Origin of the sequence: Thalassomonas actiniarum (assembly GCF_000948975.2) — a bacterium.
GTDB lineage: Bacteria > Pseudomonadota > Gammaproteobacteria > Enterobacterales > Alteromonadaceae > Thalassomonas > Thalassomonas actiniarum.
Map to the genome: position 1 here is coordinate 1472939 of NZ_CP059735.1, position 25576 is coordinate 1498514.

The 25576-nt window shown below is 46.7% G+C and carries 18 protein-coding genes; 9 read left to right on the forward strand and 9 right to left on the reverse strand.

The features are described from left to right. The first annotated feature begins 204 nt into the window (after positions 1–204). From SG35_RS06550 to SG35_RS06575, 6 genes are all read left to right on the forward strand, one after another. Positions 205–2043, forward strand: a complete 1839-nt coding sequence (locus SG35_RS06550) for a haloalkane dehalogenase (RefSeq protein ID WP_053043363.1) — start codon at positions 205–207, stop codon at positions 2041–2043. Between the two features lie 33 nt (positions 2044–2076). Further along, positions 2077–3972 carry a hybrid sensor histidine kinase/response regulator transcription factor gene (locus tag SG35_RS06555; protein ID WP_084692949.1) on the forward strand — a complete coding sequence of 632 codons (1896 nt, stop codon included), beginning with the start codon at positions 2077–2079 and terminating at the stop codon, positions 3970–3972. 117 nt (positions 3973–4089) lie between these two features. Further along, complete coding sequence (locus SG35_RS06560) at positions 4090–5157, forward strand: sensor histidine kinase (RefSeq protein WP_044835376.1); 1068 nt, start codon at positions 4090–4092, stop codon at positions 5155–5157. Next, on the forward strand, positions 5147–5896 hold the full coding sequence (locus tag SG35_RS06565) for a LytR/AlgR family response regulator transcription factor (protein WP_053043364.1): 750 nt from the start codon (positions 5147–5149) through the stop codon (positions 5894–5896). The genes SG35_RS06560 and SG35_RS06565 overlap by 11 nt, the downstream gene beginning before the upstream one ends. A gap of 276 nt (positions 5897–6172) precedes the next feature. Next, positions 6173–8167, forward strand: coding sequence for a TonB-dependent receptor plug domain-containing protein (locus tag SG35_RS06570; protein WP_084692950.1), 1995 nt, complete (start codon positions 6173–6175; stop codon positions 8165–8167). 198 nt (positions 8168–8365) lie between these two features. Then, positions 8366–9640: an RNA polymerase sigma factor gene (locus SG35_RS06575; RefSeq protein ID WP_044835378.1), complete on the forward strand. Its 1275-nt coding sequence runs from the start codon at positions 8366–8368 to the stop codon at positions 9638–9640. 3 nt (positions 9641–9643) lie between these two features. Here the strand turns inward: SG35_RS06575 and SG35_RS06580 are convergent, their stop codons facing one another. From SG35_RS06580 to SG35_RS06590, 3 genes are all read right to left on the reverse strand, one after another. Further along, positions 9644–9997: a YciI family protein gene (locus SG35_RS06580; RefSeq protein ID WP_044835379.1), complete on the reverse strand. Its 354-nt coding sequence runs from the start codon at positions 9995–9997 to the stop codon at positions 9644–9646. A gap of 249 nt (positions 9998–10246) precedes the next feature. Then, on the reverse strand, positions 10247–10531 hold the full coding sequence (locus SG35_RS06585) for a SymE family type I addiction module toxin (RefSeq protein ID WP_044835380.1): 285 nt from the start codon (positions 10529–10531) through the stop codon (positions 10247–10249). A gap of 432 nt (positions 10532–10963) precedes the next feature. Further along, positions 10964–11563, reverse strand: coding sequence for a short chain dehydrogenase (locus tag SG35_RS06590; RefSeq protein ID WP_044835381.1), 600 nt, complete (start codon positions 11561–11563; stop codon positions 10964–10966). 95 nt (positions 11564–11658) lie between these two features. Here SG35_RS06590 and SG35_RS06595 point away from each other — a divergent pair, with 95 nt between their 5' ends. Further along, on the forward strand, positions 11659–12558 hold the full coding sequence (locus SG35_RS06595; protein ID WP_044835382.1) for a LysR family transcriptional regulator: 900 nt from the start codon (positions 11659–11661) through the stop codon (positions 12556–12558). A gap of 49 nt (positions 12559–12607) precedes the next feature. Here SG35_RS06595 and SG35_RS06600 read toward each other — a convergent pair whose 3' ends face one another. The 6 genes from SG35_RS06600 to SG35_RS06625 all read right to left on the reverse strand — a co-directional run bounded on the left by SG35_RS06600 (position 12608) and on the right by SG35_RS06625 (position 20691). Further along, complete coding sequence (locus SG35_RS06600; RefSeq protein WP_044835383.1) at positions 12608–13681, reverse strand: DUF418 domain-containing protein; 1074 nt, start codon at positions 13679–13681, stop codon at positions 12608–12610. A 5-nt stretch (positions 13682–13686) separates the two neighbouring features. After that, positions 13687–16869: an efflux RND transporter permease subunit gene (locus SG35_RS06605; RefSeq protein WP_063888689.1), complete on the reverse strand. Its 3183-nt coding sequence runs from the start codon at positions 16867–16869 to the stop codon at positions 13687–13689. 3 nt (positions 16870–16872) lie between these two features. Continuing rightward, entirely contained in the window at positions 16873–18063 is a 1191-nt protein-coding gene (locus tag SG35_RS06610) for an efflux RND transporter periplasmic adaptor subunit (RefSeq protein WP_044835384.1), read from the reverse strand. After that, on the reverse strand, positions 18063–18530 hold the full coding sequence (locus tag SG35_RS06615) for a DUF2141 domain-containing protein (protein WP_053043365.1): 468 nt from the start codon (positions 18528–18530) through the stop codon (positions 18063–18065). The genes SG35_RS06610 and SG35_RS06615 overlap by 1 nt, the downstream gene beginning before the upstream one ends. Positions 18531–18650: 120 nt before the next feature. Then, on the reverse strand, positions 18651–19985 hold the full coding sequence (locus tag SG35_RS06620) for an ATP-binding protein (RefSeq protein WP_044835385.1): 1335 nt from the start codon (positions 19983–19985) through the stop codon (positions 18651–18653). A gap of 1 nt (position 19986) precedes the next feature. Then, on the reverse strand, positions 19987–20691 hold the full coding sequence (locus SG35_RS06625) for a response regulator (RefSeq protein WP_044835386.1): 705 nt from the start codon (positions 20689–20691) through the stop codon (positions 19987–19989). A gap of 190 nt (positions 20692–20881) precedes the next feature. On the opposite strand from SG35_RS06625, the gene SG35_RS06630 reads away from it, so the two are divergent. Together SG35_RS06630 and SG35_RS06635 are read left to right on the forward strand one after the other, a co-directional pair. After that, a complete protein-coding gene (locus SG35_RS06630; RefSeq protein ID WP_044835387.1) occupies positions 20882–22579 on the forward strand; it encodes an RluA family pseudouridine synthase in 1698 nt (565 codons plus the stop codon). Between the two features lie 295 nt (positions 22580–22874). Further along, complete coding sequence (locus tag SG35_RS06635) at positions 22875–25565, forward strand: TonB-dependent receptor (protein ID WP_053043366.1); 2691 nt, start codon at positions 22875–22877, stop codon at positions 25563–25565. Positions 25566–25576 lie beyond the last annotated feature (11 nt).

The following is a 25576-nucleotide window of genomic DNA, read 5'->3' on the forward strand; positions in this document are numbered from 1 at the left end:
CTGCCATTTTATTAATAGTTTTAAATATTTTAGCACGCATCATTTGCTTGATTGTTTGCAGTGTACTATCAGAAATCACCATCCAAACAGCAATTGACACCATCTAAACACTCCCGGCTTATGCGCCTATGTATGACTGTGATATCTATTTAAGTCCTTCGCTTTATATGGAAAGCGACCATTACACACAAAGGAAAACACGACATGATATCTCAACTTCTTTCACCTATAACCTGGCGTGGTAATACAAAGCTTACAATGCACCGTCTTATCATGACCTGTATGTTCGGTGGTATTTTGACGGCCTGTAATTCAGATAACGACGAAGCTATCGTCGAAGAAACTCCTGTCGTAGAAGCGCCTGCTTTAGGAGCAACAAGTCAAGCCTGTTTGGCATCTGGTAATGAATCACAAGTAACAGATGCAGGTATCGAATACCTTGTTACGCCTGATGCTTGTTTTGACTCGTTAAGCGGTTATGACTTCGCCGCCCATTACGTTGAAATTGAAGGGTTGCGTATGCACTACGTGGATGAGGGGCCACAAGACGGTGAAGTTGTACTGATGTTGCATGGTCAACCCAGTTGGTCTTATCTCTATCGTAAAATGATCCCTATCCTCGCTCAAGCAGGCTATCGTGTTATTGCACCGGATCATATCGGCATGGGTAAATCAGATAAGCCTGTTGATGTCAGCATCCATCAATTTGAACGGCATGTTGCATGGACCAAAGCCTTCATTAATAAGTTACAATTAACCGATATCAATTTGTTTGTACAAGACTGGGGGAGCGTTATTGGCCTTCGTGTGGCGGGTAATATGCCTGATAAGATTGCAAGGTTGACGGTTGCAAATGGTGACTTGGTTATGCACCCTCCCGGAAATAACCCCTATACTTACCCCAGTTTTGAAATTGACGAATCGTTAGGTAATGTTGAAGAATTTTTTGACGGAAAGTCGAGTGACAACATTGTCGGATTTCAACAGTGGATAGATTACGCCGCTACTGCCCCCAACCTAAAGGCTGGCGATGTACTGCAACAACTTACCACCATTGATTTATCTGAAGAAGAAGTCGACGCTTACAACGCACCGTACCCTGATATCGAATATAAAGCAGCCATTCGTTCCTTCCCTGCTATGATGACGGGTATTGAGATGCAAAACCTCTTGGCTTGGCAGACGCTTGGTGCCTATCACAATCCTTTTATGTTCAATGCCGGAGAGCATGATCAAGGTTTGGGAAGTATGGAGATGCAGATAAAATGGACCAGCCATGTACCTGGTGCTCAAGGAAACGATCACCGGCGCTTTGATGCGGGACACTTTATCCAGGATGATGTGGGTGAAGATTTAGCCTTGCATTTGCTGGACTTTATGCAAACCACCACTGTTGAAGAACCTCTAGTGGCAGGCGGTACTTATTTCAATTTCCGCTACTGTGAAGTGTTGCTGCCTTATCTTCAAGGTACACAAGTAATAGCAGAGGTTTGGGGAACGCCGGGGGTTGGTTTCTGCCCACAATCCCAATGGGATGCTCTTGACTTCGATCAGATTTCTGCTGATAACGGTGCGCTAACCGCCATTCCAAACGGGCCGAGGTTTTTTATCATGGACGAAAGTCTAAATGGTGATTTGGTAGGAGACGGTGGAACCCCTCAATTTAAAATGTTTGGTGATATCAATATGCGACTGTTGACCACAGCTGATTTAAGTGTATCACAAGGGGAGAGTGAGAAATATGTTCCGGGGCTGGTATCCAGAGATAATATCTGGGTTTATTATGCCGGAAGGCGCGTATACGAATTAACGGATGAAAACGGACAGGTTTACGTCATGCAATCGTTCAGTCGCATTACGGACCCTGACTTGCAAATTGACGATCTAAAATCTTTGGGTGATTCTCTTAATTTGCCTGCCGGCTGGACGTTTAGTAGCCGAGTCTTAAGCGAAAGGCTGGAAGTATCGGCTGTCAATGGCATTGCCAGCGTAATAAAAGACGATTTAGACAACAGTTATCAACTGCTGCCTTCAATGCAATAGACACTCATTACCGTCTTTTCTTAATTTATCAAAATGTTGACCATGATTTTAACCAGGGTTGCTATGCTTGTAGTGTTCGCTTTACTGCCTTGCTCACTACAAGCGTCCGTGCAGGAGGTTGCCGGAAAAGTCCATCATCAAGAAATTGCTTTGCTGGAGCAGTCTTTGTTATTACAACAAAGTGAAGTGGATAAATTCAAAGCGCAACGAAATTTTTGGCTTGCCGCCACTTTGCTGGCAATAGCTGCCTTGCTGTTATTGTTTTATCTGCAAAAAAAACAAAGAAAGTGTTTGATCGAACGTGCCAACGTCAATGAAATGCTATTGGCAAAGAAAACTCAGCTATTAGCTGATATTTCACATGAATTTAGAACGCCTTTAACCTTGGTATTAGGGCCTATCCAGCAAATTCTGACGACATCGAAAAATAGCGAAATAAAGCAATCACTATCCTTGGCACAAATAAATGCCAATCGTCTGTTGAGAATGGTCGACCAGCTACTGGATTTGGCCAAAATTGAACATTTAATCAAGGACAAAGTTGCTCCTGTCAATTTTAGCAAAGTTGTAACATATTCAATTGCGGCTATTGATAGTGCTTGCACGGAAAAGTCGATTTCCCTGGTTAGCGACATTGGATCAGAAATGCTCGTTGATATCGATAGGGATAGTGCAGAAAAAATTACCGTCAATTTATTAACCAATGCCATTAAATACACTCAAAATGGGGGAAGAATAACCGTTCGTTGTTTAAAACGAGGTGAGCAATTACAGCTTGAAGTTCAAGATAATGGAATGGGGATTGCCAAAGAGCAACATAGCCGAATTTTTGAACGCTTTGTAAGAATAAGCAGCAGTCAAACCGAGCAAATTTCCGGAGCTGGTATCGGTTTAGCATTAGTCAAAGAACTGGTCGAAACAAATGGCGGTTCGATAAGCGTTTCAAGTGAAGTCGGTGAAGGAACGAGATTTACGGTATTTCTGCCAATATCAAAGCAACATAGTGATCAAGATGATGCTGAAAATTCTATAGTAAATGAAGGTTATCTATTGTTAGAAAAAGCAGTACTAAAAGGTGATATTAAGGTACAGGACACGAATACAGCCAACAAGATGGTAATGCATCAGAACAGTGTCGATGTTAAAAACGAACAAGCGAACAAGCAAACTATTTTAATTGTTGAAGATCACCCTCAAATGAGAGAATACTTAAAGCAAATATTATCTCCACATTATCATTGTTTACTGGCAAACGATGGTGACTCAGGTATCAGTCAAGCAATAGAAGTGATCCCAGATTTAATCATTAGCGATATTATGATGCCTAATAGGTCAGGGTATGAACTTGCCAGAGTTTTAAGGGGGGATGCCAGCACTTTACATATTCCGATTATTGCCTTGACGTCTAGCAATGATGATAACAGTCGCTTATTAGCATGGCGATGTGATGTCGATGAATATATTTGTAAGCCATTTAAACCAGATGAACTGTTATTCAGAGTCGCCAATCTGCTTAATATAAGACAGTTACTGAGCAAAAGTGCTAAAGCGCGACCGGTATCCCTTGCCAATTCAGAAGAGACTTTATTTGCGGGGGGGGCTGAAAAAGATAGAAATTTTATTCAAGAACTTAAGTGTTTTATAGAGCAGAATTTTCAGGAAACAGAATTAAATGCCTGTATGGCTTACACTCAATTAGCCATGAGTGAGCGGCAATTTCACAGAAAAATGAAGGCTTTACTCGAACAGTCATTTTCAGATTATGTGAGGGCATTCCGACTTAGACAAGGTGCGCAAATGTTATGTTCTGGAGTTACAGTAACTCAAACTGCGTATGATTGTGGTTTTACTTCTCAAAGTTATTTTAGTGCATGTTTTAAAGCTCAATATGGCATGACACCAAAACACTACCAGAAGCAACAAAGGTGAGCGTCTTGTGTTTCAATGGTGTTAATCTCTGCATGAAAGGTGTTTTTGAAGGTTTGTTAATTAATTTTAGCTCCTTTATTATTTACTATCTCGTATTGTTATCCGGCTGAATTATCTGTGGTAGTTGAACGTAAGCTAAAAGTTTTGAATTCCCGTAATGTGGATAAAATACAGGCATGGATATTTCTTGCTGTTTGGCCTTGGTTAAACATCATTCTTATTAGTTTGGTATTACAATCGCAAAAACTCCTAACCCCCGAAATCTTTTTTCAAGCATTGATAAAAATGTGGGGGATTTTCCTTGTCGGTTATTTTCTGTCTAATGGGATTAAAGTGTTACTTCGCAAACGCTACAAAAAAGGCTTAGTGTTGCGTGACTGGTTATACACACCTATTGTCATTTTTCTATTGTTTTCCGGCGTGGCGCCGATAGTCGATGTATCGCCTGAAGGTAGTCGGATAAACTTTAAATTTTTGCCTTATGTCATCATGCTCCTTGAATCATTAATCTACATGGCAGTGATGTATATTTTTCAACAACAAGAGTATTACTATCGTTCGCAACTACAGGCTCGCCAAAGTGAATTGCAAATGTTAAAACTGCAATCCAATCCCCATTTTTTGTTCAATACGTTGAATTTGATCGCAACTGAAATAACACGTGATGCTGTTAAGGCTGAGGAGTTAATCTATTGTCTTTCAGATTTATTGCGCGACACGGTCAGGCTATCAAAGAAGCAACTTAATACAGTAGAGGAGGAGTTGCAACTGGTGGAACTCTATCTGTTGTTACAACAAAGAAGATTTGAGGATCGTCTGACATTTGATATTGATTGCCCGGTAAGCTTAAACCATAAACTTATTCCTTCGCTGATATTATTACCTGTAGTGGAAAATGCCATTAAATACGGGATTGCACCATTTGCCCGAAGTGGGCACGTTGGTGTAAATGTTGATATGAATGATGGTTATTTTGAATTGGAAATTCAAGATACCGGCTCTCCTTTTGACGACAGTGATATACAAGCAAATGAAGGGTTTCGTATTTTGATAGAAACATTAAAGTTGCATTTTGTTTTCGATTACGTTGCTGAACTCAGGTCAAGCAATGAAGGAGCAAGTATGAAAATTCGTTTTCCCGAAGTGAAACTCAGTGAGCAGGCAGCGATAGATTATGAGTTGTAAAAGCGTGATAATCGTTGATGACGAATCTGCTGCAAGACACAGCTTAAAAAAGGTGATTGATACCTTTAGCGAGTTGAAAATTGTGGCGGAGGTTGCGGACGGTAAATCTGCGATTGAACAGATCATAGCAAGCAAGCCTGATATTGTATTTCTTGACATTGAAATGCCGGAAGTATCAGGTTTTGATGTAGCCAAAGCCACTCAAAATCAACATTATCAGTTGGTTTTTCTTACAGCATACGAGCATTATGCGTTACAAGCGTTTGACACCCATGCAATAGACTACCTGGTTAAGCCTGCTCGATCAGAATTAATTGCCAAGTGCATTCGTAAAATACTGAAACAAGAAGAATTCGTGTTACGCCATCAGTCGCTATGTACAGATAAAAGTCGATTGGTGCTGAGTGATTATCAGCAACAAACGCTACTTGAGTATGAGCATATTAGTTATATTGAAAGTATTGGCCGTTATCGGCGTGTTCATCTTACTGAGGCTGGTAGAGCGTTACATAATACAGAAACCGTGCTCTCTGATATGACTTTAGATTGGTTTTGTGAACAACTGCCAGAAGAGGTGTTTTACCGGCTGCACCGCAGTTACATTATCAATAGTAATCGAATGCTGGAGCTATTATTAAAATCACGTCGCCATTTTGTTCGGCTTGCAGATTCTGAGGTACTCATTCCAGTTTCAAGAAATTTTCTCAGTACTTTAAAGGCATTGATAAAAGCAGATTGAACTGCCTCATTGAGTGTTACTGCCCTTTTTTGATCGAGCAGTGCCATAGAAGAAATTCCGCTTTTTTGTATGTGGTGCATTATTTATCCTGAGACAGCGCTTGGGGCTTAATTGGAAATATTTTTATACCGGGTTCGGGGCAAACCATTTTAGGATGAAAACATCCTAATTAATGATTTTTAACTTATTGATATTTTGGTGTAAATTAAGGTTGTGGCATAGGACTTAAATTGTGCTAGCTTTAGCTTAAGTCAGTTTGCGTGTTACAGACGAGTGATGAGAAAAAAGAACTCCATTTTCATGCTGGTTTTTACCGGTATCTTCTATTTTTCCTGTCTTGCTTGCCGGCTGAATGCCGCTGATTTAGACAATAAAGCTCTTTATACCCTATCACTTGCGCAATTAATGGATGTTAAGGTGACCACGGCCTCCAAGTTTGAAGAATCATTACATGATGCCCATGCCAGCGTGTCGATTATCTCCAGGCAGCAAATCGAGCAGTTTGGCGGGCAAAATTTATATGAGATCCTTGAAAGGTTCGTTGCCGTTAACAGCAACTTTGGTGTCTTGACCAGCATAGGCACCCGGGGCAGCAAGCCCTGGACTTCACTTGCCCAGCATTTAGGCCTGATTGACGGCCGTCCTTTTGGCAATATGAGCGGCGCACATAGTTTATATACATCTATGCCGCTTACTGCTATCGAGCGGATTGAATATATCCGGGGGCCGGGATCCGTACTTTATGGCAGTAATGCCTATCAGGGCGTGTTTAATATCATCACTAAAAAAGCAAGCCGGGAAGGCTGGCAGGCACAACAAAAGCTGACGTTTGGCAGTTTTGATACCAAGTTGCTCGATGGCAGTTATCATTACCGGCAGGATGATTTTTCCTTTGATTTTAGTCTCTTGTTCAATGATGTCGGCGGCTGGGATGCAAAAATGTTTGACCCGGTTAGGTTGCAGACATATCGGCGCAAAGCCTTTCAAGAAGAAAAAACCTTGTATTTGCAGTTGGCGTATAAAGACTTCTCCTTCAATTTTTACAACAGCCGGCAAGAAAAGTTTGGCAATTATTGGGATGCACCTGAGGAAGATTATATTCCCTGGTCAAAAGTTCATCCGGCTCAATTTTTTAACCTGAGCCACCATCATGCCTTTAACCCTGATTGGCGATTGGAAAGCCATATTACCCATATAGAAAAAACCATGGAGTGGAGCAGTGACGGTGTTGCCGATGAGTTTGTCAGGATCAAATCGCCGTTTAGTCTCAGCTTATATGAGCTTAATTTATTTACGGAGTTGCCGGACCGTAGCAGCTTTTTATCGGGATTAAGCTATGAAAAACGTAAAATTTTTGACGCCGTGACTATCCCCGACAGCAGTGAGGATTATGCCAGCCTCTACTTTCAGTTCCGGCAACAACTTAATCATGCTTTTTCCTATAGTATTGGCGGCCAATACGTCACTTCACTTAGTCTTCTCGGCGATGCCGGCAATAAATCGGACTTTGTGCCAAGGTTTGGTTTGATTTATGACTTTGATGAAAAATGGGCGTTGAAACTGTTATACGGTCAGGCATACCGGCAGCCGACTGCCGGAGAGCGTTCTATTGAGACACCCGGGGTACAAAGGGGAGCACCCGACCTTGAATCTGAGACTATTACCACCAAGGAAGCCCAGTTATTTTACCAGCAGGCTGGCAGGTTGTTTACCCTGACTTATTACCATAGCGAAGAAAAGGAACTGATCTTATTGGTGCCAACCGGGGATCCTGCCTTTCCCCTGGAAAATAAAAACCAGGGACGAATGTCTTCCCGGGGAATTGAACTGGAATTTAAGTATGAAATTAATCACAACTGGTATCTGGAACTTTCCGGGGCATGGCAAAAAAACAAAGACGGAAACGGTGTTAAAAATACCAACCTTTCCCCCAACTATTCATGGAAGCTGGGTGTAGGTTATAACCGGGATACCTGGTCTTTGGGCTTATATAACCTGCATTATTCAAATTATCATGACTCGATTTTATTTGACCCCAACCGCGAACTGGTAAATCCTGCCGCCGATGGTTTCGACTGGCTAACCTTAAAAGCGAGCAAAGTGCTGATGTCGTTTGGCAGCGGTTCTTCTTTACAGTTATCCTTAGAGTTAAAAAATATCCTCGATGAAGAGGTTTACCAACCCAACGATACCCCGGTTTTTTATCCGATCAATACCTTGCCTGGCCGTGAAGGGCGCAGCGCTTTTGTAACTCTGAGCTATTCCCGCTAATACACTCCCTGAAAATGCCGGGATCAAATAATGAAAAGTGTCTATTAGCAGCAAACAAAGTGTTAAAGTGCTGAGGTGACTGTTTAAAGTTAATGCATCAATCCGAACATCAAAATTATAGTTGTGTTATTCATACAATTTTAAGATAAAGGGTAATAATATTTGCTATTAATCTCCTTTTCCTTTTAAAGCCGTGATATGGATGAAATAGAAACCTTAGTAAACGAGTTATATAAAAGTCAGTCGTCCAGGCTGCTTGCGGTATTGACGCGCATTTTCGGTCCCCATAATCTATCCCTGGCTGAGGACGTTCTCCAGGAGGCTTTCAGTAAGGCTTTGATACATTGGCGGGAAAAGCCTTTACCGGATAATCCGCAGGCCTGGCTGATGCGCACGGCAAAAAACCAGGCGCTTGATGTGATACGGTCAAATAAAACCCGGATGAAGTTTTCACAAGAGTTATCCTTTTACCTGGCCAGCGAATGGACCCTGGACAATACCCTGGAGCAGGAATTTCAGGAAGATAAAATAAAAGACGACCAGTTACGCATGATCTTTATGTGCTGTCATGAAGATATCAAACCGGAAAACAGGCTGCCTTTTATTTTAAAAACCTTATGCGGATTCAGTATTCCTGCCGTAGCCAGGGCATTAGTTTTGCCGGTAGCGACGGTGAAAAAGCGTCTGTTGCGCACCCGTGAAAAACTAAAAAGCCATAGCTTTAGCTTTCCAGAGCCGGAAAAATTAGCCCAGGCCATGGATACTGTGCATACGGTTTTATATCTATTTTTTAATGAAGGTTTTCACAGCTCTGATGGTAAACAGGCGATCAATATCGCCTTTTGCCACGAAGCCATTGCCCTGGTCAATTTATTGGCCGGCGAAGCTGATATTGTTAATCAGGATAGCTTAGGTTTATTGGCTTTAATGCACTTCCACCTTGCCCGTGCCGAATCCCGTCTGGATGCTCAGGGATATAATATTCCCATTGATTTGCAGGACAGAAGTTTATGGGAGCAAAAACGTATAACACTCGCCAAAGGGATTCTATCCGCGGCATCCGCTGTCAGGGCCGGTGCTTCAGGCCGCTTTTTTATTGAAGCCTTGATTGCCCGGGAGCATTGTCAATGCGCTGATTTCGGCGACACTAACTGGCCGGTTATTATTCATTATTATCAGCAGTTGATTGATATTACCGCTTCTCCGGTTGCCGAGCTTAATCAGGCAGTTGCTATCGGTTATTCGGGCAAGCTAAGCGCGGCGATAGAAAAGGTAGAAAAATTGCAGCAAAATAAAATATTAAAAAATTCGCATCTGCCGCCGGCGATACTCGCCCATTTCAATGCCAAGGCCGGTAATGCGCAACAAGCCTATGCGTTTGCACAGCAATCGAAACGTTTGGGCGGCACCCCGCATGAGCAGCAAATGATGATGGCTCAGGTGGAGCGCCTGTTAAATCAAAACGGCTTGTAATCCTTACTCGCCTATTTCCATCACTTCCCTGACTTCTACCGTGATGTCCGGATAGTTGAAAATCGGGCATTCTTTGGCAAGGGCAATGGCTTCGGTTATATCCCGGGCTTTAACAATGGAATAACCGGAAACCAGCTCTTTGATTTCCGTGGTTGAAAGGTCGGTAACTACGCCGTCCCCGGTTAATGTCTTGCCGGAATAATGCAGCGGCGAGCCGCCCGAAACCAGCTGGTCCTTTTGTTGTAACATGCCCATCCAGGCGCCCCAACGCTCCATAGAAGCAGCCATTTCTTCCTGGCTGGTATTTTCCAGCCACTTAGGATCGCCGCCTTTGTATATCAGCATAAAGTCTTTCATTATTTATCTCCTTAATAAGTTGAGTTATCGATAAATCGCTACCGATAACCAGATGACGGATGGGCAGGGAAAAAGGAGACAATTATTAAGATAAATTTTTTGCCGGTTAGCAATGGCAGGATCAGTAAAGCCGTTTCGCATCTGAACTCTTGCCCCGATATATAGCAATTTCCTGCCTGGTCTGGCAGAACTTGTGACTGCGCCGTTTAGGGGCGCAGTCGCGGGCCTTATCCGTTAAGGTTTAGCTGGTTATGGTTTAATTGCCGGGCCGGGGGAGGGCAGGCTTGGGGTTATCATTAATCCATGTTGATTGACTGTCACCGTGACCTTTTGCCCTGTGGTGAAACCGGCCTGACTGAGCCACTTGCCTCTTAATACGATATAAGGTTCTAAGACTACAGGCACATAGTTAAGGCCAACCCCGCGGGTTTTTGCGGCGGTCTCGCATATGGTTTCCAGTACCGTAAGTTGGCGTGAGGTGGGATATTTTACTTTTGCCGAGCGGGGCTCTGACGTATGATTAGAATCAGCCATGATGAACTCCTATAAGTTCGTTAAGGTTAGCAATCTCTGGGTGTTAGTGCACTCAGGGGTTGCGGTTATTGTTACCGCGCTTTTATGGGCGCGAATGAATAAAAATACTGGCGGGCTGCTCTCCTTTGTTGCTTAGAGTCACCTTTAATAAAAGACTTGTTTACTGGATAAAGCAACAGTGAGTTGGTTGTTTTTTAGATTAAAATTTGCAATAAATTGGGCTGGATATGTTATTTGTGAGTAATGGCCGGGCAGTGCCGATGGCGGCCTGACTCCTGCTTTTAACTTAGCTGAAAATGTCAGGTTATCGCCAGAGCTGAGCTGAAGTCTTGCTGTGACGGGGGAAATCCCCGGTTTACGGCAAAACCGGGTATTTCCGTATTTAATTAACCTGTTATCCCTTGTGGTTATAAGTTTTGTTCCCAGGTGGTTTTAAACGTAATCGGGGGCATCTAACGTCTGGCCGTGCATGGCACCGGTGACTGCTGCCAGATAAGCCTTGGCGGTATCGTCTGCCGACAGGCCGCCCTCGGTATCCATACCCATCATTGCCATGGTTTCTTTGACAAAGACGGGGGCAACCACATTAAAGCGTATGGCATCAAGCTCTAACGCCGATGCCTTAACATAACTTTCCAGGGCGCCGTTAGCCATGCTGATAACACCGCTGCCGGGCATAGGTTCACGCGATAATACGCCCGAGGTCAGGGTGACAGAGCCGTCCTGGTTCAGGTACTCCCTGCCTAAACGCATCAGGTTGATTTGTCCCATCAACTTATTATTTAATGCCAGCTGATAATCGGCATCGGTGAATTCGCTTAACGGGGAAAAGTTTGCCAAGCCTGCGGTGGACACTATAGCATCGACTTTGCCGACCCGGGCGAGCAGGGCACGGATGGACTCCGGATTGCCGATATCGACCTTAAAGCCTTCTCCGGAATAGTTGGCGGCGATAACCTCATGATCTGTGGCAAGGGCTTTTGCTACTGCCTGGCCGATGGTACCGCTGGCGCCGATCAATAAAATTTTCATAACGTTCTCCAAGTGTGGTGATTTATTTAACTTGCAATCAGTTTATTTGATCACTTAAATAAGAAAAATAATGTAAAAGTGAAAAGATTATTCTCATGAAGAGAAAGATAGACTTATTAAAAGCGATGAAAACCTTTGTCCTGGTGTCCGAGAAAGGCAGTTTTAGCGCGGTGTCGCGAGAGCTGAATATAGTGGCTTCGGCCATCAGCAGGCAGGTATCAGATCTGGAAGAGCACTTTTCCTGTCAGTTATTGTATCGCACCACCAGGGCGATGCAGTTAACAGCCGAGGGCAGCTATTATCTCGGGCAATTTAAAGATGTGCTCGGCCGCATGGAAAATCTTGAAAATGTTGCCCATGAAAGGCAGCAAAAAGTGGCGGGGCATTTAAGAATTTCAGCTCCCCGGGGCTCTGCCGGCTTAGGCTTTTTTAAAGCGGCAAGCGATTTTATGAAACAGCATCCCCAGGTAAAAATTTCCTGGCTGTTTGTCAACCGCTTTGTCAATATGGTGGAAGAAGGTGTCGATCTCGCCATCCGGGTAGGGGAGTTGGCCGACTCCAGCTTTATTGCCCGGCGTTATGGTCACCTTAAGGTTAATTTTGTTGCCAGTGAGCATTATTTAACACAGCAGGGGAGTCCTGAACATCCAAAAGAGCTGTTAAAGCATCAATGTATTGTCGATAGCTCCAACCGCCTGCCCGGTCGCTGGCGCTACCGGGAAGGCAATAAGGAGGAGCTGGTGGCCATCCATGCCTTTGTTGAAGCCAATGACGGCGATATCGTTGCCCGGCTGGCGGCCGACGGGCATGGCATTGCCTATTTACCCACTTTTTTAACGCAAGCTTATCTGGACTCGGGCTTGCTGGTGCCGGTACTGCAAGATTATGAGTTTGACAGCGCACCTGTTTCTTTGGTGTATCCGGCAAACCGTCTGGCGAACACGGCTTTAAACGCCCTGGTTGATCATTTACTTGAGCACAAGGCAGATAAATAACCCGCGACCATAAGCAAGGCGTTCTACGGCTTATCGTCTGGCTGTTGCATCAGTTTACGAGTTTTCGAAACAAATACTCCACCGGGCCAGCGCTGAATTTTCGCTGCCATAACAGACAAAATATTACCGCCAAAATACTAAATGCTAAGCTGGTGTAAAGGGTCGCACTGAGTTGAGGCAACCGGTGCAAACCCAAAGGGGCAAATAGCTCCTGGGCAATCAAAACATGTGCAAGGTACAGGGTCAGGGAATATTGTCCGGTAACCGACAGCCATTGTATCAGCCTGGTGTTTGCAAAACGTTGAGACAGGGATATACAGGTTATGATAACCAGGGTGGCGCTGGCGGCTGCCGATATCAGGTATTGCGGCCAGGGTGGCATAGGGGCGGTTGATAATAAGGCTTCAACTTCCTCTGTTGTCAGGCCCCATGCCGGATCCCTGAGGGCATCGTAGGTCAATAAGGCGAAGCAGGCTTCTGTGAGCAAGCAAAGAAAAAGCGCAGTAAAAAAGAGCTTCTTTCTCAAAGCGCTTGCGGCCAGGTCTTGCCTGCCGAGCCAGATGCCGTACAACAAAAAGCTCAGCCAGGGAAATACCGGATGAAAGCCGTTAAAAAACAGGTGCCTGAACATGCCTTCCGGGCTCCATAAATCCAGGTAGGATAAAGTGCTGAAATCCCAGCCCTGCTCATAATTGAAAAATATCATTAAGGCAATAAAGATCAAAGGCATACACAGGGCTGCCAATATTAATTGCCTGTCCTTTAAAGTAAAGAGCGCAGCGGCGCATAGAAAATAAACGCCATAGAAGTGCAATATGTCCGCCTGCCAGTAGGGGGTATAAGCTAAGCCGATAACTGCCAGCAAGATACCGCGTTTGATCAGGGCATAACGGCTTTGTCTGATGTTGGCCGTTATACCGGATAAGCGGCTGTTATTGGTTAAAAAGGCGATGCCTATGCCAGCCAGTACCACAAATAAAGCCGAAGCCCGCCCTTCCAGCAGGGAGAGCCCCCAGCTATTCTCCTTATCTGCCTGGAGGATAAGGTTAAAATTCACCTGCACCATAGCAAAAACGGCCAGGGCCCTGGCAATATCCAATCCCTGAATGCGATGAGTGTTCATAGCAGCTAGCTGTACTCTTGCCGGACAGCAAGTTGCTCAGGAAACTTTGCTGCCGGCGGTAAGTTATGGCTGGTAGCGCTTTTTCTTTTACCTGTTTTTATGCCGATATCGCTAAATACGCTCAGTACCACGGGGACGGCTATCAGGGTTATGGCGGTGGCAAATAACTCGCCATAGGCCAGGGAAACCGCGGCAGGGATCAGGTATTGCGCCTGCTCCGATGTTTCAGAGAGCAACGGCATTAGCCCGGCGACCGTAGTGACTGTGGTCAGAAAAATGGCGCGAAAACGGCTGGAACCCGCGGCAATCAGTGCCTCCCTGGCAGGCATGCCCTGTTCAAGCATCTGGTTATAGCGGGTCAGCATCACCAGGGAGTCATTCACCACTATCCCCGCCAGGGCGAGCATACCGAAAAATGACAGCAGGCTGATTTCGATGCCGGCGATCAGGTGCCCTATGGCAGCACCGGCGAAACCAAACGGGATCACGCTCATGATCACCAGAGGTTGCCAGTAGCTTTTTAGCGGTACCGCCAATAAGGCGTATATTAATACCAGGGTGAGGATAAGCGCTTTTACCAGGCCCGAGCGGATCTCGCCTTCTTCTTCCAATTCTCCGGCACCGGCTATTTCGATACCGGCAAACTGTTGCTCCAGCTGCTTCTGTACCCCGGATTTTATATGGTTCAACACTTCCATGGCATTGACCTGGCTTTTATCTATATTGGCAGAGATCAGGGTCGAACGCTTGCCGTTACGGCGCCACAGTACCGCCGGGGTATATTTAGACTCCAGCTCTGCCACGGCAATCAGCGGCACCCAGTTACCACTTGCGGTCTGGATACGGCTAAACCTTAAGGCATCGACGGAATTGCGTGCCTGGTCGTCAAATTTCACCTTTACTTTGATTTCATTGCTGCCGCGTTGCAGCCTTTGTACTTCCAGGCCGCCATAACCGTCGCCTATCTGACTGGCAACCATAGCTGTGGTGAGGCCTAGTGCCCTGGCGCCGGGTTTTAACCTGACGAAAATTTCGGCCGCGCCGCCTTTAAGATCATCGCGCACGTCATTGACGCCGTTAATGCCTGTTAATGACTGACTAATTTGCGCGACCGCCTGTTCAAGTTCATCCTGGTAGGGAGAGGAAACACGAATGGCAAAACCGCCGCCGGTAGACTCCGAGCCGGTAAAATTAAGCAGATCTGTGCCTTCTAGCTGGCCGGTTAATGTCCGCCAGCGGTTGACTATCTCCACCGTGCCGGCTCCCCGCTGCGCCTCGGGCAGCAGCTCGGCATATATCTCCATCGAGCTGCTGTCGTTAATGGCGGTCATCACCCGGGCGATGGGGGGAAGGGCTAAATCATGTTCCGCCATCAATTGCTGGTTAAGCACATCCGCCTGTTGCTCGATAATACCGGCATTTTTGACCGTCAAGCGATAGGGACTGCGTTGATCCATTTCCATAGAGACAGTGATCAGGCTGCCGGGAATATCCGGAAAAAAGGCGGTTTTGATACTGCCGTTGCTGATCATGCCGATGGCAAACAGTGCAAAGGTGAAAAAGCCGATCAAAGTGGCATAACGATAATGCAACAGCTTGGCCAGCAGCGGTTTATATAAGCTGAGATTGACATAATCCAGCCCTTGGTTGAACCGGTTTTGCAGGCGGTGCCATAACCGGGCAATGGTATGTTCGCCGCCGTTTTGTACCGACACCTGGGCTAAATGGGCGGGCAGGATAAGTTTGCTTTCCACCAGGGAAAACAACAGGGCGATAATCACCACCCCGGCGAAACTTGCCAGTACCTTGCCCAGGGCATTGTCAATCAGCAGCATGGGATAAAAAGCGGCGATGGTGGTCATCACCCCGAATACCGTGGCGGTAGAGACTTTGGCAACCCCTTGCTGGGTGCCGCGAATGGCGGCCTGGCGGGAAGTATCCTTGATTTTTTCCCGTTCGCTGTAGACGCTTTCGCCGACGACCACGGCATCGTCTACCAAAATACCCAGTACGATGATCATACCGAAGGTGGTGATATCATTGACGGAATAATCTATGGCATCCAGGCCCATCAGGGCAAAGGTGCCGGCCACAGCCACCGGGATACCGGCAGCGACCCAGAAGGCGAGTTTGACGTTTAAAAATAACGCCAACAGGATAAAGACCAGCATCAGTCCCTGGATGGCATTGGTTTTTAGCAGGCTTAACCTGTCTGAAATATAGTTGCTCTGGTTGGCCCAGATATCAAGTTTGACATTGGCAGGCAATTCCCGCCTGATTTGGGCAATGACCTTTTTGGCCACTTTACTTACCGTCAGTAAGTTGCCTTTGCGGTCGATGATCAGCTCCATGCCGATGGCGGGCTGTCCCTGGTAACGTACCTGGCCGTCGCCCTCAACAAAGCCGTCTTCTATGCTGGCAATATCTTTTAACAACAAGCGCGAACCGTCGGGTAAGTCCTTCAACGGCAGCTGGGCATAATCCTGAAAATTAAGGGCCAGTTGATCCCCCCTGACGCGGATATTGCCCCCCTGGGTGCGCAATACACCGCCGGGATAAAGCAGGGAGTGCTGGTTGATTTTTTCGCCGACCTGGCTCAGGGATAAACCGAAACGCTGCAATTGGGCGGGAGAGATCTTGATGCTGATTTCACGGCTGCGTTGTCCCCACTGTTTGAGTTTAGTGATCTCCGGCTGGGCCAGCAGCTCATCTTTTACCCTGCGGCTGATTTTTTGCAGTACATCAGTATCGGTCTCGCCGTATACCTGGACAATTAACGCGGGAAAATCAAACTCGTCCCGGGAGATCAAAGGTTTTTCGGCCAGCTTTGGCAGTGAATGTATGGTGTCGATCCGGGTTTTAATGTCCTCGACAAAACGGTTAAAGTTATAGCCGGACTCTTTTTCTACCCGGACAAAGCCGAAAGAGTCACTGGAAAAACTGGCGCTGCGCTTGATGCCGGGCAAACCTTCCAGCGCCTGTTCTATCTTTCTGGAAACGCCGATATCAAACTGCTCCGGGCTCGCCCCCGGATAGGCGACGGAAATCGTCACCGAATTGGGAGCGATTTTCGGAAAGCCTTCGATGCGCAGGCTGGAAAAGCTCAGGTAACCGGCAATTAAAATCAATGCCATCAGCAAGTTGGCGGCTACCGGGTTTTTAGTGAACCAGTTGGTTAAAAAATGCATGTTCTACCTCTTGGCCGTTAAAGCGTGATCTTTTTGTAAAACCGGGTTGATATGGGTACCCGGCAGAAAACTCAATAACGGCATCACTGCCACCTGGTATAAAGCCTGTCCCTTAAGCTCTTTTGCAGCAAAGCGGCTATCGGGTTTATGGATGAAATTAAAACCATCCTTAGTAAAGACCTGATTAGCCCGGATGCGCTGCAGCCGGTTGCTTTTGTCCACCAGATAGAGATAACCGTCACGGGTGATGGCGCTTTGCGGTACCTTAAGCAGCTGCTCGAAGGTTTTTCCCGGCAATTGCGCCTCTACCATACGTCCGGACACCAGCTCATGGTCCGCCGATGCGGTTAAGATGATGGTGCGCTGGCGGTTTTGCGGGTCGATAACCCCGGTGCTGCGCGACAGGATTGCCTGCCAGCTTAAATCAGATGCCAGAGAATTAAGGCTGGCGCCAAGCCCCTGCCAGTTCTCGGGCAAGAGCTGCCATTGTTGCTGGGTTAAGGGCACGGGAATATCTAAGATGTCGCTGCGGATCAATTCCGCCAGCGTCTGGCCAACTTCCAGGGTTTCATTGGGATTGACCGAGCGGCTGATAATGGTGGCGTCAAAAGGGGCGACCACCCGGGTATAGCTGAATTGTTTTTCGGCAGCCGCGACCGCGACCTGTGCCGCCTGCCATTCATCCTGCGCTACTTTCAACTGCGGCCGATGTAAGATCAGCTCTGAGTCCGGTTTGGTTTTTACCCCGGATAATTTCCAGTCGCTTTTGGCCTGCTTCATCTGCCTTTGGGCTTCGAGCAGGTTGACCCTGGCGTTGGATAACCGGCTTTTGGCCTCGGCCAGCTGCACCCGGTAGCTGCTGTTTTCTATGCTCAGCAATAGTTGGCCTTTTTTTACCCGGTTACCGGCTAAAAACTCCGGACTAAGTTCAATGACCTCGCCGCGGACAAAAGAGCGCAGCTGGCTTTGCCACCTGGCCCGGACTTCTCCCAGGGCCGTGATTGTTGCCTGGTACGGCTGTGGGCTTACATGTATGGTGGAAACCAGTGGCGGTTTTAATGCCGTGCTATCTTTGGCGACGGCGCTCTGCTGAGGTTCAAACAGAAACAGTACAGCAAAAATCAGGACCACAAGCGCTATACCTGCCGTCAGCCATTGCCGCCTTTTGTTTGATGTTAATTTCGCGCTATTCATTAATTCATCTCTATCAGGGTTAAGGTTTTAGTTTGTCCTTTCTCACTGACAATAAAGCTGGCTTCGATAAATTTAAGGTCCTGGCCGAGGGATGACATGCCGGAAAAAGCAAAGGCTTCTTCGGGAATGCCGAGCCAGTCTTCGTCGAGTTGCTGATTATTGTTGGCATCGAAAAAGGCGAACAGGGCATAGCGGCCCGCAGGCAAACGGGCGAAGGTATGGCTAAGTTCAGTGTTGTTCGCGGGCAGCCGGATGACTTTAAAGGGGGCCTGCTCTAACTGCCACTGGGCGGCATTTGCCAGCAGGGCGATTTCAACTTCGGCAGTGCTTTCATTGTCTTTACGCTGGGGAATATTTTTTATGTTAATGCTCAGATTTACCAATTCTTCTTGCTGAAAAGGTTTGGCAAAGGCGGTCGATGACAATAAAGCGGATAAAGTAATAATACAATAAAGAGAGGTTTTCACGGCAAGCTCCTACCTGGTTTGAGTTGCCGTCATTATCCGGGGAAAAGCCGGGGGGATCGTTAGCAGTTGTGTCTGAGTTTTGTCAGCGATTGTCAGCTAAGTGATATATTTCTTTGTTTTTTAGTTGTTATCTGCTCCTGAAGAATAAGGGAAGCTCAGCACGAAACGTGCGCCGCCAAGGTCACTGGACTCTACCGCTACTTTGCCGCCGTGGCGTTGCATTATTCCCTCGACTATTGCCAGTCCCAGGCCGTAACCCTTGCCCGTGATATCCGTCTGCTGGTCTTTACCGCTTTGAAGGCGTTTAAACGGCATGAAGATATCTTGCCTGTTTTCGGGGGCTATGCCTTTGCCGTCATCGTCTATGGTGATATGGCACCAGGGGGGAGCAAGGCTTACTTCTATCCGGATCTGTTTTTGGGCATAACGCTGGGCATTGGTTAACACATTGGTGAGTGCCCGGGTGATATCGCTTTTTGAGCCCGTTAACCCCCTGTTTTGCTTAACCGGAGTTTTATCAAGCAGTTCGATATCTATACCGGGGAGTAATTTATTGCGTTTATGCTGCAGGGTTTTTAATAACGCTAAAATATCAATCTCTTCGCCTGTTACTGGCTGCGGGGAGCTGTTTAACCTGGCATAAGTGAGCAGTTCATCAATCAGCTGCCCCATGTCATCTATGTCCTGGTCCATGTCACTTAAATGCTGCTGTAGTGCCTCGATATCTTTGAGAGAATGGGTCATGTCCAGGGCAAAACGCAGGTTGGCCAGGGGGGCACGTAATTCATGGGCGACGGCGCCGGTCATAATTTCCTGTTGTTTCAGTAATTGTTCAATTTGCCTGGCCATATCGTTCATGGTGGCGGCAAGTTCATTTAGGGGATAGGGCGCCCGGGTATCGGCGCGTACCTGCAACTGGCCTTCGCCGATTTTTTGGCTGACAGACACAAGCTGGTTGATATGGCGTGAAACCGGTTTTGCCAGCCAATAAACGGCAAGGGCCAGCATTAACATCAGCAGCAGCATAGAGGCGACAAACAGCCAGTCATATTCCGGGTTAGTGGCATTTTTGGCGATATAACGCAGCACCTGGTCCGTGCCTGCTACCGGGTAATATAAGGTGGCGTCATCGCTTACCAGGCCGGTACTGATGGTAATGGCAATGCCTTTGCTTTGCAGCTGGGCTCTTTGCTCCGCCGTTAACTTATCCAGGGGGATAAAGGTTAATTGATAGGGGTATTTTTGCTGCAAAAGATTAAGCTGGGTTTGCCATTGCTCAACCGGGTATTGCTTTAAGGTGATATTGACCAGATCATTGACGGCGCGCGAGTGCATCCGGTGATCCTGGGCCAATGTTTGCTGATATTGGCTGTCAAGGAAGATGGAACCTGCCGTTAACGCGGCGACAACCGCCAGTGTTATGCCGATATAAAAGCGGATAAAGAGTTTGATCACGTCAGCTGTTCCGGTTTTGGGTAATAAACAGGTAACCTTTGCCGCGCACCGATTTTATGTATTTATGGGGGGCCTTAAGGTCATTTAGTTGTTTACGCAAACTTGATATCCGCATATCCAGTGATCTGTCCAGGCCGTCATATTCGATGCCGCGCACCGCATAAAATAGCTGTGAGCGGCTTAAAATCTGTCCGGCGTTTTCCATCAAAACCGCCAGGACATCGAATTCGGCATCACTGAGGGTAACGGTTTGCTGATCTTGCATCACTTGCCGGTTTTGTTTATCTAAGACGATATCTTGTATCCTGAGCCGATGCTCAGGCTCTGCTGTTATGTTTTGCTGGCTGCGCCTGAACAGGGCATTAATGCGTGCGAGCAGGACATGGGGACGGATAGGTTTGGCGATAAAGTCGTCGACGCCAAAATTTAATGCCGAGACTTCGGTTAATTCATCGTCGTTGGCGGTGACCATGATCACTGCGCCCCGGTAGCTGCGGCGGATTTCTTTGCACACTTCCAGGCCGTTTAACCCCGGCAGATTCATATCCAGAATCACTAAATCAGGTTTGCTGTCAGTGATCAGGGCGACGGCATTATCTCCCCGGGCTTCGTGGCTGACAGCGAAGCCTTCACTGGTCAGGAAAGTGCTGATCAGGCTTGCCAGTCTCAGGTCATCTTCAACGAGAATGATATTGGTTTGTGTCATTTATTGTTTTTAAAAGTTTGTAAAGGTTTAACCATACCGTCCGGGGAGGTGAGAGACAAGTAGCTCTAAGGCAAAGCCGGGCTGAAATTATCGCCTGTCTATTAGAAATCTCTTCGGCGAAAGGGTAGAATTACCCGTTCCGATATTGATGCTTTGCTTTTTGCGGCAGTTTTTCATAACACTATACCCTATGCAGTCCCCCGAATCTTGTTTTACCCCATTTAACCAAACGCTAGATGACATTGCTTTACCGCAGCGTTTCACCTTTCCCTTTTATTATGAGCCTCATCCCTTGTGCCTGCTGGCGGCAAAAGAGCTGCAGCAGCACCTGGCAACACAAGAGCTGTGGCAGCATAACTTTGGCCTCAATGGCGATCCCGAGATGGTGATAGGTAAGATGTTTGGGGTTTTGGTGGTGGAAAATGCCGATGGGGAGATCGGCTATTTATCGGCTTTTTCCGGCAAGCTGGCCAATCAAAATTTACTACCGGGTTTTGTGCCGCCGGTATTTGATATGTTGGCACAAGACAGTTTTTTCCATCAGGGACAGCTAGTGATCAATGATATCAATGATCGGCTGGAACAGCTGGAAGCTAATCCGGCAATTGCCGAACTAACCCTTGCTTTATCCGGTGAATTAGCAGCGGAAAATGAAGCCATTGAGCTTTACCGGCAAGAAATGATCGCCGGGCGTAAAAGCCGGAAAGCGCAAAGGGCTGAGGCAGCGAATCTTCTGAATGAGGCCGATTTTAGCACTTTGCAGGAAAAGCTTAGCCGAGAGAGTGTCAGGGATAAAAACCGTTTAAGAGATTTGAAATTTTATTGGCAAGAAAGAGTAAATCTTATCCGGCAGCAGTTAGCTGTGTTGACGGATGAAATCGGGCAATTAAAAGATAAACGCAAAGTGTTATCTGCACAGCTGCAGCAAAAATTATTTCAGCAGTATCGTTTTTTAAATAAAGACGGGGCAGAGAAAAACCTGGCCGATATGTTCAGCGATACCGCCTACCAGACTCCCCCGGCAGGGGCGGGAGAATGTGCGGCTCCCAAGTTGTTGCAGTATTGCTTTAAATGGCAAATGAAACCTGTGGCTATGGCGGAATTTTGGTGGGGGCAGTCGCCAAAATCGGAGATCAGAAAACATAAAAATTTTTACGGTGCCTGTTTGGGGAAATGCCAGCCGATCCTCGGCCACATGCTGGAAGGTATCGAGATGGATGAAAATCCGCTGCTGAACAATCCTGCGGTAGATAAAGCCATAGATATCCTGTTCCAGGATGACGATATGCTGGTGATCAATAAGCCGGCAGACTTGTTGTCGGTACCGGGTAAGAGCATAACCGATTCTGTTTATAGCCGGATGAAACAGCTTTTTCCCGCCGCTACCGGTCCGCTGATTGTTCATCGCCTGGACATGTCTACCTCCGGGCTTATGGTAATTGCCTTAAATAAACGCGCCCATAAAAACCTGCAAAAACAATTTATTGAGCGCAGTGTGAAAAAGCGTTATCAAGCCCTGTTACAAGGAGAATTAGCACAGGGGGAGCTGCAACAGGACAGCGGTACCATTACCTTGCCGCTGCGTACCGATTTTGATGACAGGCCCAGGCAGCTGGTTTGTCAGCAATACGGTAAACCGGCAGAGACTTTCTGGGAGGTGAAAGAGCGGGGCAATAACAGGACTAAGGTTTATCTTTATCCGAAAACCGGCCGTACCCACCAACTGCGGGTACATTGTGCCCACCCTTTGGGATTAAACCTGCCGATTTTAGGGGATGATCTTTATGGCGATAAAGGCGAGCGCTTGCACCTGCATGCGCAGTTGCTGGAGCTGCAGCATCCGAGAAGCAAACAAGTGATGTCTTTTAGTGCCGAAGCACAATTCTAACACCATTTTTATTTTCCTTTCCTGAATGCACCTATAACACAGGCAGCTGATTTATCGGCTGTCTGATGGTTATCTTGTCCAATACCTGCTTAGCACTATTGCTTAGCAAAGCTTTCACCGCAGGGTAACTTCTTCTGCCTGCGGAAAAAATCACCCGTATCGGCATCAAAATGATCAAAGTCAACAAAGCTACGAAAAAGATCGTAAAAAAATCAAAATAACAATTGATAATCTTATTGAGAATTATTATCATTCGCGAAAATTGAATGGCTAAATTAGAAGTATCAATCAAATCATGTTATTAAAACCCGCTTTTACCGTTAAAATGCTTTCCTTGTCTTTATCGCTGGCTATTGCCGGTGGTTTTTCCAGTGCCGTATCGGCGCAGCAAAATATCAACTTTCAGCCCGAATCGGTAGCTGGCGGTTTATTACAGCTTGCCAAAGAAACCGGCGTGCAGATCTATGTAACTAAAGATATCCTGGCAAAGACAAAGCAGGCGGCAAATGCCATTAATGCAGCTTCGCCGGTTCTGGCGCTGGAGCAGTTACTGGCCGACAGTGAATTGCAGGCACATTGGCTCGACAAGAACCAGCTGGTGATTAAACATAAAGGTGATACCACCCCTGTGGCGAACCTGGTTAACCCCGAGAATAATATATTGGCAACGGGTCATTTTGAAAGGATCAGCGTTTATGGCCGCCATAACCAGTTGATTCTGGAATCGGGCACTGCCACCAAATCGGATATGTCGTTATTGGAAACTCCGGCTGCCATTGTCGTGGTTGATAAACTCTTACTTGATGAACAGGCAATTTCTACCTTGCAGGAAAGTATCCGTAATATCAGCGGCGTGACGCAAGCGGGTAATAACTATGGCATCGGGGATAATTTAGTTATCCGCGGCTTAGGGGCCAACTACACCTTTGATGGTATGTATGCCGGCGCCAGCTTAGGCAACTCATACAATCCCACCCGCTCTTTAACCAATATTGAAAGTGTTGAGGTGCTGAAAGGGCCGGCAACCGGTTTATATGGCATGGGGGCCGCCGGTGGTGTGATTAATATGATAGAGAAAAAACCCAAGGATAAGGAAAGCTATCAGATCGAAACAACTCTGGGCCAATGGGACAGCCATGCCTTGATGTTTGATGCCACAGCGCCGATCACCGACAAAACCGCCTATCGCCTGGTGACAAATTATGAGTCCAGCGATGGTTACAGAGGGTTAAGCTCTGAGCGAAGTGAAGTTTATGCCACCTTGCGTCATTACTTAAATGAAAATAATGAATTTATTTTTTCATCAGCTTATATCGACGATGAAATTCAGGTGGACTCCGTCGGTCATCCGGTGCGGGTTTTTAATCCCGACACTGCCAATGCAACCTCAGATACTATCGGCTGGCAGGATTTGCCTAATGATACTGATGCCGACGGTGACGGTATTTTCGGCATTGCCTTAACGCCGGAGCAGCGTCAGCAGCTGGCGGACTCGCTTGTTTCTACCGATGGCTTAGAGCCTTATGATCTGGGTGAGCAAGGGCTGATATCACCTTTGTCTAAGCCTAATGAGGGAAAAGAACTGCGCTTTAAGTTGCAGCATAAGATGGAGATCAATGATGATCTGTCTTTGCACCAGCAACTGCTCTACCGTGATTATTCATCGGATTTCGTTCGCCAGACCGGTGCCTATAACTATGTTTACTGGAACCGCAATGGTGAAATTAATGCCGATCCCAGGGCGCCGCTGGTCATAGATGATGTGTTATATCCGTATGCGGCCCGTCGCCAGGAATACCGCCGCACTAAATCCAATGAAAAAACCTGGCAGTATTTTGCCGACCTGACCCATACCTGGTCTTTGGGGGCCATTGATGGCGAGCAGCTGCTAACGGTTAACTATGAAAACCGTGACATGTCGCTGAAATCCTGGTCGATATACGATGCTGACGGCACCAGCAGTGATAATGCGCTCCCTTACATTCTTGATATCCGCAACCCTAATTGGGGCACAGGATCTTTTGAGGACTATGATCCGGTACTCAAGAGTAACTATGACAAGTCGGTTGCCGCCTGGGGCATCAGCTTACAGGAAGTGCTTTATTTTGATGATATGCTGACCGGGCGTTTTGGCGTGGCTTATAGCGGCACCGAGCAAAGTTATCAGCACAAAGGCACGGCCCGTACGCCGGAAAAAAGCCTGGAAGCCGATACCGATGATGCCGGCGTTACCTATAATCTGGGTCTGAACTATCGCCTGAATGAGCAAGTGGCGACCTTTGTTAACTACTCTAAGGGACGTATGACCTACAGCATCTTAGGGTCGGTCACCGGCGAAGATGATCGCCCCGACTCTGAGTCAACATCTTTTGACCTTGGTATCCGCTTTACCGCTTTTGACGAAGACTTACTGGCATCCCTGGTTTGGTTCAAGACCCAGCGTACTAACCTCAGATATAACAATGATGAGTATGACGATAATCCTGAAAGTGACAGCTTTAATATCAGTGTGCCTCAGTATTTTTACGACAATAACGATACCACCAGCGGGGTTGAGTTCGATGTGAACCTGGCCCTGAATGAATTATGGTCCATGAACTTTAATGCCACTTATCAGGACGCCTACAGTATCCTTAAGCATGAGCGTACCGAACAAACCAAAGGGGTGCCGAAAAAGTATGCCAGCTTATGGACCAGCTACAACCACCAGTTCCCGGTTTTATCCGAGCCGGTGAAATTCAGCCTGGGGGTGACTTATGAAGATGAACGCTCCATCAGTACCGGTTGGTCAGGATTGCCACATTCAGTGATAGATGCTTATGTGTTATGGGATGCGGCGATGAGTTATCAGCTGGAAAAATGGCATATCCAGCTTAATCTGCGCAACCTGGCGGATACCACCTATTATAATAAAGCGTTATTTAACGGTGGCTTACCCGGCGATAGCCGTAATGTGAAGTTAAGCGTCAGCTACAGCTTCGATTAATTTTTCACAAC